The sequence below is a fragment of the Microbulbifer variabilis genome (assembly GCF_052467165.1).
This window is the reverse complement of sequence record NZ_CP174301.1, coordinates 2,813,224-2,830,402: the sequence shown is the minus strand read 5'-3', so window position 1 is coordinate 2,830,402 and position 17,179 is coordinate 2,813,224. Positions and strand designations below refer to the sequence as shown.

General features: G+C 48.7%; 12 protein-coding genes. 7 read left to right on the top strand and 5 right to left on the bottom strand.

Features of this window, described 5'->3' with window-relative positions; translation table 11 throughout:
* Window positions 1–476: 476 nt before the first annotated feature.
* The gene (locus ACJJIP_RS12490) at window positions 477–2,129 is read right to left on the bottom strand and encodes an amidohydrolase (protein WP_444945261.1); all 1,653 of its coding nucleotides are present in this window, start codon (window positions 2,127–2,129) and stop codon (window positions 477–479) included.
* A gap of 112 nt (window positions 2,130–2,241) precedes the next feature.
* Window positions 2,242–3,402 carry a PQQ-dependent sugar dehydrogenase gene (locus tag ACJJIP_RS12485; protein ID WP_020414944.1) on the bottom strand — a complete coding sequence of 387 codons (1,161 nt, stop codon included), beginning with the start codon at window positions 3,400–3,402 and terminating at the stop codon, window positions 2,242–2,244.
* 187 nt (window positions 3,403–3,589) lie between these two features.
* Between ACJJIP_RS12485 and ACJJIP_RS12480 the strand changes: the two genes are divergently transcribed.
* Window positions 3,590–3,796, top strand: coding sequence for a DUF2905 domain-containing protein (locus tag ACJJIP_RS12480; protein ID WP_020414945.1), 207 nt, complete (start codon window positions 3,590–3,592; stop codon window positions 3,794–3,796).
* A gap of 98 nt (window positions 3,797–3,894) precedes the next feature.
* Here ACJJIP_RS12480 and ACJJIP_RS12475 read toward each other — a convergent pair whose 3' ends face one another.
* Window positions 3,895–5,001, bottom strand: coding sequence for an L-dopachrome tautomerase-related protein (locus tag ACJJIP_RS12475; protein WP_444901802.1), 1,107 nt, complete (start codon window positions 4,999–5,001; stop codon window positions 3,895–3,897).
* A 33-nt stretch (window positions 5,002–5,034) separates the two neighbouring features.
* The gene (locus tag ACJJIP_RS12470) at window positions 5,035–5,772 is read right to left on the bottom strand and encodes a glycine betaine ABC transporter substrate-binding protein (protein WP_020414947.1); all 738 of its coding nucleotides are present in this window, start codon (window positions 5,770–5,772) and stop codon (window positions 5,035–5,037) included.
* Window positions 5,773–5,898: 126 nt separating this feature from the next.
* Between ACJJIP_RS12470 and ACJJIP_RS12465 the strand changes: the two genes are divergently transcribed.
* Window positions 5,899–6,819 carry a LysR family transcriptional regulator gene (locus tag ACJJIP_RS12465; protein WP_444945260.1) on the top strand — a complete coding sequence of 307 codons (921 nt, stop codon included), beginning with the start codon at window positions 5,899–5,901 and terminating at the stop codon, window positions 6,817–6,819.
* Window positions 6,820–7,156: 337 nt separating this feature from the next.
* On the opposite strand, the gene ACJJIP_RS12460 is transcribed toward ACJJIP_RS12465, so the two are convergent.
* Window positions 7,157–9,328: a TonB-dependent hemoglobin/transferrin/lactoferrin family receptor gene (locus ACJJIP_RS12460; protein ID WP_157533690.1), complete on the bottom strand. Its 2,172-nt coding sequence runs from the start codon at window positions 9,326–9,328 to the stop codon at window positions 7,157–7,159.
* A 229-nt stretch (window positions 9,329–9,557) separates the two neighbouring features.
* Here ACJJIP_RS12460 and ACJJIP_RS12455 point away from each other — a divergent pair, with 229 nt between their 5' ends.
* The 5 genes from ACJJIP_RS12455 to ACJJIP_RS12435 all read left to right on the top strand — a co-directional run bounded on the left by ACJJIP_RS12455 (window position 9,558) and on the right by ACJJIP_RS12435 (window position 16,461).
* On the top strand, window positions 9,558–10,088 hold the full coding sequence (locus tag ACJJIP_RS12455) for a MotA/TolQ/ExbB proton channel family protein (RefSeq protein WP_020414950.1): 531 nt from the start codon (window positions 9,558–9,560) through the stop codon (window positions 10,086–10,088).
* Window positions 10,088–10,435, top strand: coding sequence for a DUF2149 domain-containing protein (locus tag ACJJIP_RS12450; RefSeq protein ID WP_020414951.1), 348 nt, complete (start codon window positions 10,088–10,090; stop codon window positions 10,433–10,435). Before ACJJIP_RS12455 ends, ACJJIP_RS12450 begins: the two co-directional genes overlap by 1 nt.
* 2 nt (window positions 10,436–10,437) lie before the next feature.
* On the top strand, window positions 10,438–14,388 hold the full coding sequence (gene cobN / locus ACJJIP_RS12445; RefSeq protein ID WP_444945259.1) for a cobaltochelatase subunit CobN: 3,951 nt from the start codon (window positions 10,438–10,440) through the stop codon (window positions 14,386–14,388).
* Between the two features lie 390 nt (window positions 14,389–14,778).
* Window positions 14,779–15,393, top strand: a complete 615-nt coding sequence (locus ACJJIP_RS12440) for a protease inhibitor BamI-like protein (protein ID WP_444945258.1) — start codon at window positions 14,779–14,781, stop codon at window positions 15,391–15,393.
* 246 nt (window positions 15,394–15,639) lie between these two features.
* On the top strand, window positions 15,640–16,461 hold the full coding sequence (locus ACJJIP_RS12435; RefSeq protein WP_444945257.1) for a reprolysin-like metallopeptidase: 822 nt from the start codon (window positions 15,640–15,642) through the stop codon (window positions 16,459–16,461).
* Window positions 16,462–17,179 lie beyond the last annotated feature (718 nt).

Genomic DNA, 17,179 nt, shown 5'->3' with positions numbered 1-17,179 from the left:
TTTTTCTTACAGACAAACTGTTATTGAGCTTTTTGATGTATGGCAAGATGGTTGCTATCTGCAATATGTCCAAAGTAATATCTAGATCTGATATTTGATGAAGTTAGTTGTTGATCACTTACCTTTAAATTCTGTTTTTAATAATTAGATTTATTTTTTTGGGGGGGGATTAAAGTGGATTTTGATACTTTTGGTTTTATACAATCCAGGTAGGCTTTTATGAGATGGCCTGGCCGCTGAGTCAAAGACTAGGTAAGCCTGGAACCTGAAGTAGAAATGACCTGGGTATTCGAATTTAGAGTACCTAAGATTATACATGAAAACAAGTTTGCTCATTACGCTATAGCATTTGGCTTTTTTAGGTCGTTTGCGGGCTCTTCCTAAAATTCTTGAGTGCTTACTGTAACTTATTGCAAAGGTAGTTCTTCAAAAAAGTACTTTAAGCCACTGCTGTTAAGAAAAGCCCATTATTCTTATCAGAAAGTGGTTTTATAAACCCTTTCCCCCTCAACCCAGGTTTCCATTACTTTTGCTTTCCAGATTTCTTGAGGGTCTATCTCAAAGATATTCTTGTCCAGTAAAATAAAGTCTGCGAATTTTCCAGCTTCAAGGCTGCCAATCATTTTCTCCTGGTGGCTGGCATAGGCTGCGTCAAGGGTGAATGCACGTAGCGCCTGCTCCAGGGTCATTGCTTCCTCGGTGCGCCAACCATCAGTGGGATTTCCCTGGCGGTCACGGCGGGTTACTGCTGCATGGAGTCCGAAAAGGGGATTGGCGGGCTCTACAGGGAAATCGGAGCCGGCAGCGATTGGTGTACCTTGATCTAATAGGGTTTGCCAGGCGTAAGCACCGATCAGGCGTTTCTCTCCCAAACGATCACCAGCCATGTTTTTATCACTGGTGGCATGGGTGGGCTGCATCGAGGCAATCAGATTAAGCTGGGTAAAGCGAGGAATATCCTTCACTTCTATGACCTGTGCGTGCTCCACACGGTGGCGAAGCTGCTTCTGGCTTTCAGCCTTATCCAGTGTCTCCAGGTGATTGAGTACGATATGGTTGGCTCTATCGCCGATGGCATGGACATTCACTTGAAAATCGTTATCGGTAGCTAATTTAAGCAGAGAGAGCATTTTGGTTTCTGGGTAGAGTAGAAGCCCTTTTTCCGATGGACGATCGTGATAGGGTTCCAGTAGCGCTGCACCACGACTGCCCAAGGCACCATCGGCCGATAACTTAATACTGCGCATATACAGTCGATCTTCGGGACCGCCGATATGGCCGGCTTTTAGCAATTTGGCATAGTTGTGGCTGTCTACTGACAACATAGGGTACATCCGCATGGGGATAGCACCTTCTTTAGATAGTTCTCTATAGGCGTTAAGAGTTTTCTCGTTAATACCTGCATCATGCACGCTGGTAAGGCCCAGAGAGAGCGCCTTGGCGAAGGCATTCTGTAGGGATTTCTTTTCTTGGGTGAGAGTGGGGGCTGGAATGGCCTTTTGTAAAAGACCCATTGCATTGTCAATCAAGATGCCTGAAGGTTCGCCTTTGCTATTCCGCAGAATCTCACCGCCTTCCGGCGATTGGGTATTTTTATCTACGCCGGCGAGACGCAGCGCTTTGGCGTTGGTCCAACCGGCATGGCCATCTACCCGCCGTAGCCAGATCGGATGATCAATTTCCAGGGCATCCAATTGGTCGCTCGTGGGAAATTGTTTGCCTGGCCAGGTGACCTGATTCCAGCCTCTTCCTAGGAGCCACTCATTGGGCGCCAAGTGTTCGGCGTGGCGCTTGATGGACTTCAGGGCTTCCTCCAGTGATTGGTCGCGCAGGTCCAGCATAGTATTGAGCTGGCCCAGGCCCAACATATGGCCGTGGGCATCAATTAAACCGGGTAGTAGAGTTTTGCCATTGGCATCAATCTTGTCTGCATCAGGATACTTCTTATTCAGCTCGGTAATGCTGCCAGTTTCCAATACCTTCCCTTGATCGAAGGCCATGGCGCTGAACTGGATCAGGGCTTTATCGGTGGTTTGATAGCCTGAAAAATTGTGTATCACTGTTACAGCTTGGGCGCTGACAGACGAAGCGGCGAGGAGTGCTACAGCCAGAACGCGGGAAAGTCGCATAGTTGATAGCCTTTTTGTTTTAATTGTCAGCTATTCTATGGCGGCTTTAGCTCTTATGGAAAGGCAAACACGGGAAGCGGAATTTACTTCCCGTTGGTGATTGCCAGCTCTCTTATTGATCGGGGTCGATACGCAGTAACCTGCCTTGAGGGCCATCGGTGATCACATAGAGGGTACCATCTGCCCCGATTTCAGAGTCGCGGACTCTCTCGCCAATCACGATGCGTTGTTCACCGGTAAGCGCATCGCCCTCGGGGTCAATGACTCTTAAGTCTTGAGTGACTAATCCTGCTGAAAGCAGGTGTCCACGCCATTGAGGGAAGGCTTTGCCTGTATATACGGTGAGGCCGCCAGGGGCATGGGTATCTATCCAGGCAAGAATAGGGGATACAAATTCCGGATCGGCAATTTTGAAGGAGATATTTGAGCCATCGCGGTAGTCCCTGCCAAAAGTGACCCGTGGCCAGCCGAAGTTGGCTCCTTTTTCAAGTCGATTCAGTTCATCGCCCGCGGCGGGGCCATGTTCATTCGACCATACCACTTTAGTCTCTGGATCAATGGCGAGCCCTTGGGGGTTACGATGGCCAAAGCTCCAGATTTCCGGTTGGGCGCCTTTCATATCAATAAAGGGGTTGTCGTCAGGTACTGAGCCGTCAGGCTTGATACGAATTACAGAGCCAAAATGCGTATGTAGGTTTTGCCCCTGTTCGCGTGCAAATATATCCAGGTATGCCTGCGGGGGATTTCCTCCATCGCCGATGGTCGCCAACAGAGTACCATCGGGTAGGAATGCAAATCGTGAACCGAAATGCCGGTCATTTGTTTTCCCCTGGGCGGCTTTAAATATTTCCTCAAAGTCTTGTAGAGTGTCGTTCTGCCACTTGCCTCGGCCGATGGCAAGACGGTTGTCTTGCGTATTGCCGATTGAGTAACTGAAAAAGAGCAAATTATCCTTTGCAAAGTTGGGACTGGCTGCCACATCCAGGAGGCCGCCTTGGCCCTCAAAGTAAACCTGAACGGGAAAGTCTACGGGATCTGAGAGGTTGCCATCTTTTATGGTGCGTATTTTTCCATTACGCTGAGTGATCAATAAAGCGCCATCCGGCAGCAGTGCAATACCCCAGGGATATTCGATAGGGCCAGCTACCTGGCTCAGCTTTACATTATCAATGACAGGAATCGCACCGCGGGATATGCGTGTATCAGCAAAACAGTTACTTGCGATAATTGCGTAAATAAGTACAACTGTTGTCGCGATTGAGATCCTTCTCACTTTGCCTCCTGAAAAATGTTTCTGGAAGTGGGGTAGTCGGTGGGCGGAAACTCTTGAAGTATATCAGCGGTGAGGCTTCCAATAGATGCGGCAGGGTTGTATGAGTAGCGCCCTCAGTATTACGCTTAAATGTATATACGTCGGTTTAGACTTCCACTGATTGAAATAGCTTGAGGAGGCGGGATAAATGGCCCGCTGGATGATTGTTGCAGGGTTTATCTTGGTGGTCCTTGGTGTGCTGTTGCATTTTGCGCCCGGGCTGTTTAACTGGTTTGGGCGTCTGCCAGGAGATATCCGCGTTGAGTCCGGACGTACACGATTTTACTTTCCCATCGTGTCCATGATTATTATCAGTTTGGTGTTAAGTTTGCTGGTGAATCTCTTTAGACGTTAGTTTTTAAATTTAGCTTGGTAATTGATAAGACAGAACGTAGATAGTGAAATGTAAGAGGAAAGTCCCCACCAAATGAGTAATTGGTGGGGAGGGTGGCTTTAGTGCATATAGCGGAAGCGCATCAGCTTGTAGGGCGGTTTTGCGTTACCAAGACCTGAACTGAAGGCCGGGTGCTGGTGCAGTTGATCCTGAGTGATATAAACCCAGCCGTTGCTTACTGCCAAGCTGTCGGGCCATGAAAGCTGCTTGTCTTGCACCAGAATTTTATAATCGCCTTTTGTGGTTAAACCTATCGCATTATTTTGCAGGTCAGTAACGAGAATCCCATTCCCCGGTGCCATCACAATGCCATCGCTTGGATTCTTTGGTCCAAATTCTTCAATGTTAGAGGCAAGCTTCTTATTGGAAATTCTATGGTCAGCCAGTAGTGCTGCAGGTAAGCGGTATAGGGTATTACCACTTAAGGTGCCGAAATATAACCACTCACCCTGATCATCCAATGCTATGGGGTTCAGGCCAAAGCGTAAGCTTTTACTGGAATTTTCTTTGGTTTTTGCTGATAACAGTACGCCATCAATCACGACATCCTGGTTGGGGGGCATAAAAGCATCGGCGCTCTCCAGTACCCGTCGTGACTGCCCTGTCTTAAGGTCAACTACAATGATCGCCGGTTTAGTAGCGCCGTTGAAGTTACCAAAAGACATATCAGCGATATAAATTTTCTGACGCTTCTCATCCAGGGCAAAATCTTGTGGGAAAGAGTTGGTGAGTAGTGAAGATCTAGAAATTTCCAGTTGCCTGTGCAATTTATTATTTACGCTATCCCAGGCAACTAATTGAGTGGGGGAATTCTCACTACCCATATCCAAAATCCAGACAATCCCTTTACTGTCGGAGTGTATGCCAATAACTGAAGTAAAACCGACCTTACCGGTTTCTGGCCCATCGGCCCAATCGCGGTTGGGGAATGGCTGTTTGGTTCCGTTGGCCATTACTTCCATCACTTTCAATTTTGGTGCATCCAAAGGGTGCATGCTTACCAGAATTCGACCACTGGGAGTGACTGTAACGCCCGCCGCACGGGAGTCCGTAAACTCTGTAACCGTCTGCAGGGCCCCTGACTCAACTGCATAGCTCGAGTAGGATGCAACGCTGCCAATTCCGAGTAGGGCAAATGCAGCAATTAAACTGTTCAGAGATTTCATATTTAACTTTCCAAGTTTGAATTTCGAGAGGTTTTATTGGGTTTTTGATCGTGTGCGGAGCTCGTCCTCTAAAGCGCTCAATTTGCTATTGCCAATGTAAAGCTGTGAGAGGTCTGCCATGGCAGCATCACCAATTCTCTGTTTGGCATCTTTGCGGACGATAAGGGTCGCTTCATCTTGAGTGCCCAATAGCCCTTTGGGTTCTTTGAGGGCACGGATGGTGTAGCGGTTATGTAGAAACTGTGGATGCCATAGAGGAATGACAGTCCACCGGTTCTCTGCAACTGCCTGCTCAAACCGGTCGAAGCAGTCTTCCTCAGATCCGGGGCGAAATTCGTAACCGGCTTTGTCGAGCCCATATGCCTGGATCATCTTTGCGGAAAAACGGCTGATGCCGGCTCCAGGATTGATACCTTGTATCAATCGCTCCATACGGTTCAGTGCCGGTTCATGCAAAAGATCTTCGATAGTGGAAACCGCTTCTTCAGGCACATACTCAGGAACTCCCCAAATACAGTAGGGCTCATAAAGCACAGACACTTTTTCTACCTGATCAAGGAAGGGGTTTAAGTAGATCTCGTGGCTGGACGGCAGCCATGCCGAAGCCAGTAGATCGATTTCCCCTTTATTTAACATGTCGAAAGCGGCCTCGTGAGAGGCAGACTTGAAGCTCACCTCGTGGCCATAAGATTGAAGAATTTTGGCGACTTCCAGAGCGCTGGCCTCATGGAATGACAATGCGATGTGACCAATACGAATGCTTTTATCCATATCTCATCTCCCTGCAATATGCGTTGCTGACCGGATAGTAGTAACTGCTGATAGGAGTATTGTGGTCTCCTATATTTGCCGGATAAACTGTCATTTATCGAAATGAATATCCGGTTTAGACGTACAATGCTTCTTGCTAACCTTTCGCTGTTTCTTCAGATTGTCGAGAAAGGCAGTCTTGTATCCGCTGCACGTGACTCGGGCCTCTCCTCCAGTACAGTATCTGAGCGTCTTGCGGCCCTAGAAGCTCATTTTGGTGTCGTCTTGTTAAACCGAACCACGCGGGCGATCAGTCTCACCGACGAGGGGCGAACTCTGGTTGAGGGAGCCAAGTTGGTTCTTGGCGAAGTTGAGGACCTGGAGTCCCGTATCCGCTTGGGGGCGCAAACCCTTTCGGGAACGATACGGATTAGCGCACCCTGTGACCTTGGGAGGGCAATTGTTGCGCCCGAAATAGACCGTTTCTTACAGGACCATCCGGCGGTTTCGATAGAATTGCTGCTGTCCGACGGCTATGTAGATACCGTTGGTCAGGGTATAGATGTCGCGTTGAGGTTTGGATCCATCACTGACAGTTCACTGCGGGTCAGAACCTTAGGCAGTAAGCAGCGTATTGTTTGTGCCTCTCCGGCCTACCTGGAAAAGTATGGCTCTCCGAAAAAGCCTGAAGATTTAACAAGCCATAACTGCTTAGTAATGCGCTTTGGGGAGAATCTGGACAATAGCTGGCGCTTCAGAGAAGAGGTTAAAGGACAGAAAAGTGAAGTTTCAAGAGCGGTCACGGTGCGGGGAGACCGGATTACCAATGACGGTGAGCTAGCTCGACAGTGGTGCTTGAATGGACTTGGTATCATTTTGAAATCTGAGCTGGATGTCGGCTCGGATATCCGAGCTGGGAGGTTGGTTAGGTTGTTAAGCGAGTACACACCCTCCGCAATACCGCTGCAAATGCTCTTTCCACCGAGTCGCGCTCAGCCCAGACGTGTGGGTGAATTTGCAGATAGGTTGGCGCAGCGCTTTAAATCAATTGAAGTCGCTAATACTTAGTTCCTGAACGGATCTTATGGGAGTGCCGGAGTATTGAATATTTAGAAAATTTCAAAAACTTATATTTTTAGAAAACAGTTAACAGCTAAAAATATTTTTTTAATCTAAATTAAAAAAGGCCGCATGGGGGCGGCCGCAAGGGACTTATAGGAGAGTAGGAGAAAGACTTCTCCAGTAATCAAAAAAAGGTCATCCGTGACCCAGTTGATTACAGCCCCCGAAATTGCGCGAAGCGCAGAGTGACTTGTATTTCAGGGGCTTTGCTGGCCGTGACCAGCGACGGCGCTTCCTTGCGCCGCATCAATCCGGCTATCCACTAATTAGCCGGATTAATAACTTAGAAATCGTACTTAACGGATGCAGAAAAAGTGCGGCCCGGAGCAGAGTTTACGTAGATATCACTGCCTTCCTCCCAGCCAGCTACATTCAGGTAGGGCACATACTCTTTGTCGAGTAGATTGTTGACGGCCAGGTTGAGAGACATCTGCTCCATCAACTGATAACCCAACGTCCAGTCTACAGAACCATAGCCTGGAGCTTCTGTTTCTCCTTCATTTACCCGATCCATACGGTCCGCCCAGCGTACCAGTACCTGGCTGGAAAGTTGTGCGCCTGTGTAGCTGGCACCAATGACACCGGAAAGCGGGCTGATACTGGTGAGGTATTCGCCGGTGGTGTCGTTTTCACCGCGTTGATAGCTGGCATTCGCAAATAGCTCGAACGCTGGAGAAAGGTACCAATTCGCACTTAGCTCAACCCCTTTAATCGTCACTGAGTCGATGTTTTGGTACTGGTATTGCTCAAATACGTGAGAGAAGCTGCCATCATCGTTGAAGAAAGTTTCGCTGTTTATAAGTGCAGTTTCGAGGAAGTCATCGTACTCGGTGTAGAAAGCGGCAGTGCTAAAGGCAATCGGACCCAGATGTCCACGCAGACCAAGCTCGAAAGAGTCGCTGGTTTCTGGAGACAGGTCGTCAGCTGGCAGCACCTCGTAAGCATAGGTAGAGGTTGGTTGCAGGTAGTGCTCGATATAGGCCAAATCGTAGGCCGGCACTTTGAAACCCTGGCCGTACTGGGCGAAGACAGACAAGCGAGCGTTGAGTTTGTACAGGGCTCCCAGGTTGAAGGAGGTATTGCTTTCTTCAATTGTGGCAAAAGGAGTCCCGTCAGTTTTCTCAGCGCCGTTGGGGTCCATCTCGTACCAGTCGTAGCGTATCCCGGGGGTTACAACCAGCTGGCCATTGGCAAAAGTCATTTCGTCGTTCAGGAATAAGCCCGCGCGGGAAACTTCGTTTTCCGGGAATTTGTCAGTAGTCACGTCCATGGTGGAGCTGTCTTCCACTTCGCGGTACTGGTGTACGGTGCGGCGGCTTTCGGTTTTTTCCAGGTCGAGGCCATATCCCAGGGTGTGGGTTTCGCTCAGGGTCTTGCTGGCATTGGAAAGGAAGCCAATGGTGTCTTGACGGTAAAGGCTGGTCTCCCACATATCACGGATTTCGAAAACACCGAACATAGGAGCATTGATGTCCAGCTGACCATATTGTTCGTCTTCCTGTTCGGATTTGTTTTGGTACAGGCTGATATTCAGTTGGTCATAGACTGCGCTTGGGGTTTCGCTGTGGTAACGCAGTTGGTAAGCGCGGACCTTTTTATCAGAAACCGATTCTTCCTTGACGATGTTGTAGCCGTAATCAGCTAGTCCGCGGAAATAGTGGAGCAGGCCATCGGCGCTGTCGCCGGTACTTTCCTGGTTCCAGTGATCGATGCTGAAGCTGATAAAGTCCTCACCACCAAGGCTGTACTTGGCCTTGTATAGCAAGCTCTTCGACTCAATTTCGAAGGGGTCCTGGCTCTCATTGAAATTTTGCTGCTCTTCTCCTTCGCGGAAGGTGGTATGCAGCAGTTGCTCAAAATTGCCGGTGCGCAAGGCAAGAGCAGGTGATATGTGTGATTGATTGGTAATACCTGTGTACCCGGTTTTGATCGCGCCGCCGAATTGCTCACCATCCTCCAGATAGTCGCTGGCATCTTTGGTAGTGAAGACCACGATGCCGGCGAGCGCATCAGAGCCATACAGGGAAGAGGCAGCACCCTTGGCGACTTCTACCTGCTTGAGAGTATCTATTTCGATAAAGCCGCGGCCGATGATGTCATTCTGGCCATCGGCCCCATAGCCTTCGTTAACCCGCATACCGTCTTTGATAATCAGTACCCGGTCGCCACCCATGCCGCGTACCAGAATGTTTTGTGCACTGCCAGCAGCGCCGGTTACTTCAACTCCGGGCTCGTATTGGAACAGCTGATTCATATCGTTCAACTGAAGCTGTTCAATTTCATCGGTAGTGACAACAGAAACACTTCCTGCGACATCTTTTAGCGGCTTTTCCGCGCGGCCGCTGACCACGATCAGCTCCAGTTCGCTGCTGGCTGCCGAACCTGAAGTTTCGGCATGCAGGTTAGCGGCGGATGCCAGGCCGAGTAGGGCCGCTGCAATTGGGCGAAGTTTCATGGTGTTGTCCTTGAGGTAATTTCTGTACTTCTGCTCTGGTTGGTCGGCTGTGAAGGTGTGGGTACTCACCAATGGAGCCAATTGGGGGAGGATTATAGGGATGATTTTTATAATGTAAAGCCAAATGCGAATCACTATCAATTAGATTAAATTTGACGTTGACAGGTAGTTCCGCTAGTTTCCGCGGCCATTGATACAGAGCGAAAGTGCTGGGCTGAGGAGGCTTGCAATGAATATTTCGATAATTGAGAACCTGATGGCCGATGTGGCTGATTTATTTATGGCCCCGGTATTGCTGGCGATTCTGGTCCTTTTTATCTACTCGCTTTACGCAACGGGACGCTTCATCTCTCTATGGATGCTGCGCCGGCGCAATGCTGTCGCTTACAGTTTGGCTCTGAAGCAAGGTCGGAAAGAGGGCCTTCCAGGCTACCAGGTGCACAATTATTACGTGCGACATCCTTTGGCATGTGATGACGAGCTGGAAGTTTTTGCACTTAAAAAATTGGAAATGCTACGCATGGTCACTCGTATCGCGCCCATGCTGGGCTTGATTGCCACCATGATCCCTATGGGGCCGGCGCTGCGTGCCTTGGCCGATGGCAATATCCAGGGTATCAGTGAAAACCTGATTATCGCTTTTGCTGCTGTGATCTGGGGTCTCGCGATTTCCACTCTGACCTTCTGGCCGGCCTCGGTAAAGAAGCGTTGGTTTGCCGCTGAGCTGATTAACATTCGCAAATTGAAGGAGGCCGCCTGATGCGCTTCCTGGATGAAGATGAAGAACTTAACCCGATTCTGAGTGCGGTTAACTTGATTGATGTCTTTCTGGTGATTATTGCCGCACTGCTCATCGCTATTGCACAAAACCCGTTAAACGTTTTTTCCAACGAAAAGGTCACGGTGATCAAGAATGCCGGTGAGCCCAATATGGAAGTTATTGTAAAAGATGGGGAAGAAATCAAGCAGTACAAATCCACCGGCGAAATTGGATCGGGAGAGGGCACTCGCGCGGGTGTTGCTTACCAGATGGCAGACGGCAGCCTGGTTTATGTGCCGGAAGGAAAAGAAGAGTCCGCAAAAGACAAGGCTGTAGGGGGTAAATAGTCATGTTGAAGAAGGTGTGCATGCAATTGGTATGCTTCATCGTAATAGCCTTCACTGCGATGATGGTGCAGGCCAGCGATAAGCCCAAAGTTTTGTTGATGATGTCCAGTCATACAGCGAAAGCCAAAGGGGAGCTGTTATCTGATTTGGCTGCAGATCAGCCGTTTACCCTGGAGATTTTTAATAGCAAAGGTAAGAGCGAAGAGCAAATAGCGCAGGCTTGGGGTTCCTCCAATTTGGTGATGCTGGATGGTATCAATCCGGCACTCTCCCAATTTATGTTTGGAAAATACCAACCTCTGCTAACCCAGTACCCCAAAGTGCCAGTGGTTTCCCTGGGGGATGCCGATAACGCCTCCATGAACCAGGGGCTGACCTCTGAACAGCACCAATCCATCGCTGCGTATTTCAATAATGCTGGGCGTCAGAACTACCGGCATTTGATGCAGTTCCTCTCCGCGGGAGTCTTTGGCCTTACCGAGCTGCCTGTAGCCGATCCTATTATTGTGCCCAAGGTGGGTTTTTATCATCCGCGCCTGCCAAACCTGGTGACTGACAGCGAAGGGGATTTCTTTAAGTGGCTGCAGGTATCAGGAGAGCAGCCGGTTATAGGCCTGGCTATCCATCGCTCAGTAGTGGATTACGAGCAGCAGCAGGTTGTAGATGCAATTTTGGCTGGCCTGGAAGAAAAAGGTGCTAAGGCTTTTGCCTTTTTCTTTGAAGGTGAGGACCTGCCGCTTTCCTACCCTGATTTATTACAGGACGAAGCAGGGCAAACACGTATTGATCTGATGATCAATTACCGCTCTCTCCATTATGTGAGTAAACGTCGCGCAGAGTTCGAAAAGCTGGGCGTTCCAGTTATTCACGCTCTGAACTATACCGAGGGTAGTGAAACGGATTACCTTGCTGATAATAGTGGGGTTTCCCCTTCATTAACCCCATTCTTCCTGGTAATGCCTGAAGATACCGGCAGTATCGACCCGGTAATTGTTGCGGCAAGCGAAGATGGCAATAAGGTTGTGATGGCAGATCAGCTCAATGCGCTGGTGGAACGCGCGTGGAGCCATGCTTCTCTTGGCTATAAAAAAAATAGCCAGAAAAAGGTGGCTACCTTTATCTGGAACTACCCTCCCGGTGAGAAGAATATTGGCGCGGCCTTCCTCGATGTACCTTCCTCCATCGAGTCTATCGCCAAATCTATGGCGGAGCGTGGCTATCAAATAGAGCAGCAGGACTCCAAGATCCTGATCGACTGGGCCGGCCAATTGCTACGCCCCTATTATCGTCGTGAAGACAGCACTGCGCTGATTGATAAAGGTTTGGCTGACTGGATGCCACTTTCCACCTACGTCGATTGGTTTGATAGCTTGCCGGCCTCTGTGCGTGACCCCATTGTGGAGCGATGGGGTAAGCCGGAAGATAATGCCATGTTGGCAGACCATAATGGTGAGCGGGCGTTTGTGATCCCACGTATGACATTGGGTAACCTGATTGTCCTGCCGCAGGGGGTGCGCGCGGATAATGCAAAAGACCATGCATCCCTATATCACGATATGAAAACCCCGGTAAACCATGCCTACCTGGCGGTTTATCTCTACGCGCGTAAAACTTTCGGGGCCGATGCCTATATTCACTTAGGGACACATGGTTCCCAGGAATGGTTAACCGGTAAGGAGCGCGGGCTCTCTGTGTTCGACGCCCCAAATTTGGCTCTGGGAAATATCCCGGTATTTTATCCCTACATTATTGATAATGTAGGCGAGGCTATGCAGGCCAAGCGTCGCGGACGTGCGACTATGATCAGCCACCTGACACCGGGCTTCGCTAAAGCGGGTCTTTATGCCGAAGTGGCCGAACTCTCTGAGTTGATTGGTAATTACCTGATTCTGGAAGAAGGGCAAACCCGGCAGAATACCCAGGAGCGCATTATCGCCCTGGCGGACAAGCTGAATATGCTCAAGGATCTGGAAATCAGCGCTGAAACCCTGCGGGCTGATTTCGGTGGCCAGCTCAGTCATCTTCAGGACCACTTGGCCCAACTGGCTGAAATGAGCCAGCCACTGGGTATCCATCGTTTTGGTCAGCTGCCCAAGTCAGAGCATCTCACCAGCACCATGCTGCAAATGCTGGGTGAAAACTTTATCTCCGCCGCCGGCCAATATGAGAGCGACCAGGGCCTGAGTTTGCCGCAGGATCAGGTGCTGGATGAACGCAATGTAGTCGCCTTGGAAGCACAGCCGGGTTATCAGCTGTTAAATGCCTACCTGGCTGGCCGCAAGTTGCCAGAACTTTCTGAAGAACTGCAAAATTACCTGCAGCAGGGCCGGGAGTATGCCGATAACTTTGCCGGTATTGCTGAGCTACAAAACCTGATGCTGGCGCTCGACGGTGAGTACATTCCGGTGAGCTATGGGGGTGACCCTATTCGCAACCCGCAGGCAGTGCCTACCGGTCGCAACCTGATTGGATTCAACCCTGCCAAAGTGCCGTCCAGGGAGGCTTATGAGGCCGGCGTTCAACTGATGGAACAAACCATTGCCGACTATCGGGAAAGACACGGCCGTTTCCCGGATAAGCTGGCATTCTCCCTTTGGTCCCTGGAGACGATGCGCCACCAAGGTGCGTTGGAAGCGCAAATACTGCATGCGCTGGGTCTCAAGCCCAAATGGAATCAGCAGGGCAATGTTACTGGAACTGAGGTGATTCCCTATTCAGAGTTAAAGCGCCCTCGTATCGATGTGGTGATCTCTGCTACGGGCCTTTACCGCGATGCTTTCCCTAATGTGATGCTGTGGCTGGCGGAAGCCATCGATAAAGTGGCGCAGATGAAGGAGGAGAACAACTTTGTTTATCGCCACAGTCAGGCCTTACTGCAACAGCTAAAGGAAGAGGGCAGCTCCGAGGAGGATGCCCGCTATCTTTCTTCCGTGCGTATTTTCTCCAATGAAAGTGGCAATTACGGTACCGGCCTGAATGGTGCCAGCCTGGCTTCCGACAGCTGGGAGACAGACGACAAGCTGGCCGATCTGTATATGCGCCGCATGGGGTTTGCCTATGGCAAGGATGAGTCCCGTTGGAGCGAGGACCAGCGTAATGTTGCACTTTATGGCAAGGTGCTTTCCGGTACTGATGGGGTCATTTTCTCACGTTCCACCAACCTCTACGCGATGATGACCAATGACGATCCTTTCCAGTACTTTGGTGGTATGGGGCTAGCGGTGCGCAATCTCGACGGTAAGACGCCAGAGATGTACGTATCCAATCTGCGCCGTAAGGACAACATTAAAACCCAGACCCTGGGAGAGTTTGTCAATCAGGAAATGCGCAGCCGTTACTTCCATCCCCGCTGGATTGAGGCGATGCAGGAATCCGGCTATGCCGGCGCAACGGCAATTCTGGATCGTGTGAACAACATGTGGGGCTGGGAGGTGATGACCCCGGAAACCATTCGCGACGACCAATGGCAGGAGATGTTTGAAGTCTACGTGGATGATAAATACCAAATGGATATGCGTGAGTTCTTTGAGGAGCACAATGCGGAAGCCTTGGCGCAAATGCTGGAGCGCATGCTGGAAGCCGTGCGAAAGGGTTACTGGCCTGCCGATGCAGAAATGCTAAGGAAAATGGTTGAGACTTACACCGAACTCGCCAACCAGCACGACGTAGCAACAGACAATGAAAAATTTACTGATTTTGTGAATCAGCAGGCCCTTGGATTTGGTCTTGCCCCGCTTGTAAGTGGCCAGACGGTAGATAATGTCGCTAACAGCGCTCCCGCGTCTCAGCAAGTTAGTGGGCAGAAACTAGAAGAAGTAAAAGAGCCCGCAGCTCAGGACAAGCCCCAGGACTTCTTGTGGTTATTACTGTTGGCAATTGTTATCACCGGATTTATTAGTGTATTTTTTGAGCGCTTTTTTGAGGAGGGAGGGCAGCGAGTGACCCATGCCTAGGCATTGGGCATTACCCTTGGCAATAAAAGCCAATCCTAAAGTCACTTTTTGATCAGTTAAGGCCAGCAATTCTTACCAGTGTTGCTGGCTTTTTTCTTTTTCGGTAAAAAAATTTTTGAGCCAATGTTGTTGTCATTTTTCAGGAATCTGTCGATATTTTTTCTTATCCAGCAGGTAAAGTCAGAGAATGCTCACAGGCTACCCATACGTGGATGACATTTTTGTGAAATATTTCTGAAAAATTAATTGCGTGGAAATTAGCATTAAGCGTCTCAGCATAGTGGTCCATGTTAAGAAAGGTTAAGTCTCGATTTTGGTGTAGCTCATTAAGTAATCAGCACTATTGGGATTTTCTCTGAACTAACATAAATATTTTGCAGTGAGAAGCTAATGAGAAAAATAATTCCACTGATTGCTCTCCTTTGTGCGGGAGGGTATTTCTTCTGGGCAAAGAGTCAAACAGATAGCCCACAACCAATTACTGAAAAACCAGTCTCACCTCCCTCCAAGAAAATTGTTCCAGCTGAAACCAAATCCACTGAAGAAGTGGTAGAAATGCCTTCCGCCAATGAGCAAGAGGTGAACTCTGATAGTGCCTTGATGTGGGCAGAATCGGATGTCGCAAGGCAGTTTTTACGTGAATCAGGACGCTTGCCGATCGATTTAAATGGAGAGACATATCTTGAGGTCGATGTAGAAGCTCTAAAGAAGTTATCTATTGGAGACTATGTCGATATAGAAATGCCTGGAGTGGAGGGAAGCTACGATGCCCAGGTGGATAAAGTCCAGGAGCATGCCAGTGGTAATAAAAGTGTGCAAATGAACTTGCCCGGTTATGGCAGCGTGTATTTTGTAAATTTCACAATTGGCAAAAACTCGGTATATGGCAATTTAACATTGCCTTCAGGCTCATACTCCCTAGAGGCGCAGGGAAATTATGCCTGGGTGGCCTCGAAAAAAGATCTAACCAGGAGTCACTTGGAGGAAGAGGTAAAATTAAAGTGAGAATTTATCTAATGTTGGGGCAGGAGTTTTCTGGCCTGGCTAACAGCAAAGGGAGTGCTGTTTGAGGTACCTGTTACTGCCAGAAGCAATTGCTTTTACAGGTGGAGAAGAGAGCAGGGAGTAATCTGTTTTCCAGTTAGGGCAAGTAAATTTTGTGATTCGATCAGTTTAACTGAAGATGTAACCGGTTTCATTGGTCGGATTGCAAAGATTGGGGTAAATAATTTAATAATAAAAGGAACTGCTATGAAGCTAAGAAATAGTTTGGCTGCCGCAATAATGGCTCTCACCATCTCTGGGGCGGCAAGTGCGGAGACGATAAAAATTGCGGTTTGGTATACCGATCCTGCGGCTCAGTATACCGGGGATATTTCCGTAATGGTCGATAATCTGATCAGTACCTCTAACCGTATCTACGAAAATAATGGTCTGGATATTCAGCTGGAATTGGTAGACTCTAGAGAGTATTCCAAAGAAGATCTCCTCATTAATGGGGACAACCTCAATGAATTTTCTGGCTTAGCTGAGTACTTTGCCCAGGATAGTACGCCGACCTACGATGAAATTGCGCAAGTTGCTCCTGGCCCAGTTGGGGTGCAGCGTCAACTTTTTGAGGCCGATATGGTTGCTCTGTTAGGCAAGGGAGAACCAGTTTGGGAAGATGGGAATTTTCTTGGTACTCGTTGTGGGGTAGCCTGGGGCGGAATAGGTAGTCGCGGTGTTATGGACCCTAGTGCCAAGCGCTTGGCCTATAGTTTGACCGCAGTTGATTGTGGGGGTACTGATCTTACATTTATTCATGAGTTGGGTCACAACATGGGACTGACTCATTCTCGCCAACAGGGTGATACCAGTGGTTATGTTTACCGCTGGGGGCTTGGCTACGGTGTAAATAACAGCTTCTCCACTATTATGGCGTATCCGTCAGCATTTGGAAGCGCTGAAAGACTGGATACATTTTCTGATCCAGACAAACTCTGCAACGGGTTACCGTGTGGCGAGAGAAATCGAGCTGATGCTCACAGAGCATTGGAGCCGATTATTGATGATGTAGCTGGCTATTATTAATCTACTTTTACTTTCTTGATCTGTTAAGAAGTTATTGACCGTTAACTCCATTGTTTTGGGGAGGGCTTTGCCCTCCCTTTTTTGTTCCCTTGCTTTTTGGCTGGCTTGTTTGATAAGTGTCTTTTTATCTTTTGGTGTAACCAATCTATTTTTTGGTTATAGATTTATAACCATTTAACGTTGTTAAGTGGGTGAACTTCTCAATTTTTTTAAGGATCGATATTTGTTGGTTGCGATGAGGCTTGCAGTTTCTTAAGATTTTGTTGATGGCTTCAATTTTGGTTATTTTTTATTTTTCTTATCTGTGAAGTGTTTTCAAAAAAATATCTTGAGGTCTTGATACCATTCTTCGTCTGAAGCTGGTCGGGTGCGTTGAACGTTAGGTGCCTTGAACGTGGGTGATGAATTACCTGAGGCGGAATGAGTGGTCGCGGTGTTGCGGATCCAGCGCTAAGTGCCTGGTCTATAGTTTGACCTGAATTGATTGTGGGGCTACCTAACTTACGTTTATTTATGAGTTGGGCTACAACATGGGGCTGACTTATTCTTGTTATCCAAGTGATGCCATTGGTTATGTTTACAGCTGGAGGCTAAGCTGCAGTGTAAATAACAGCTTCTCCACCATTATGGTGTATCCACAATATACGGAGGCGCTGAACAACTGAATGCATTTTTAAATCCAGATAAAATCTTCAAAGGGTTGCCGTGTAGCGAAAAA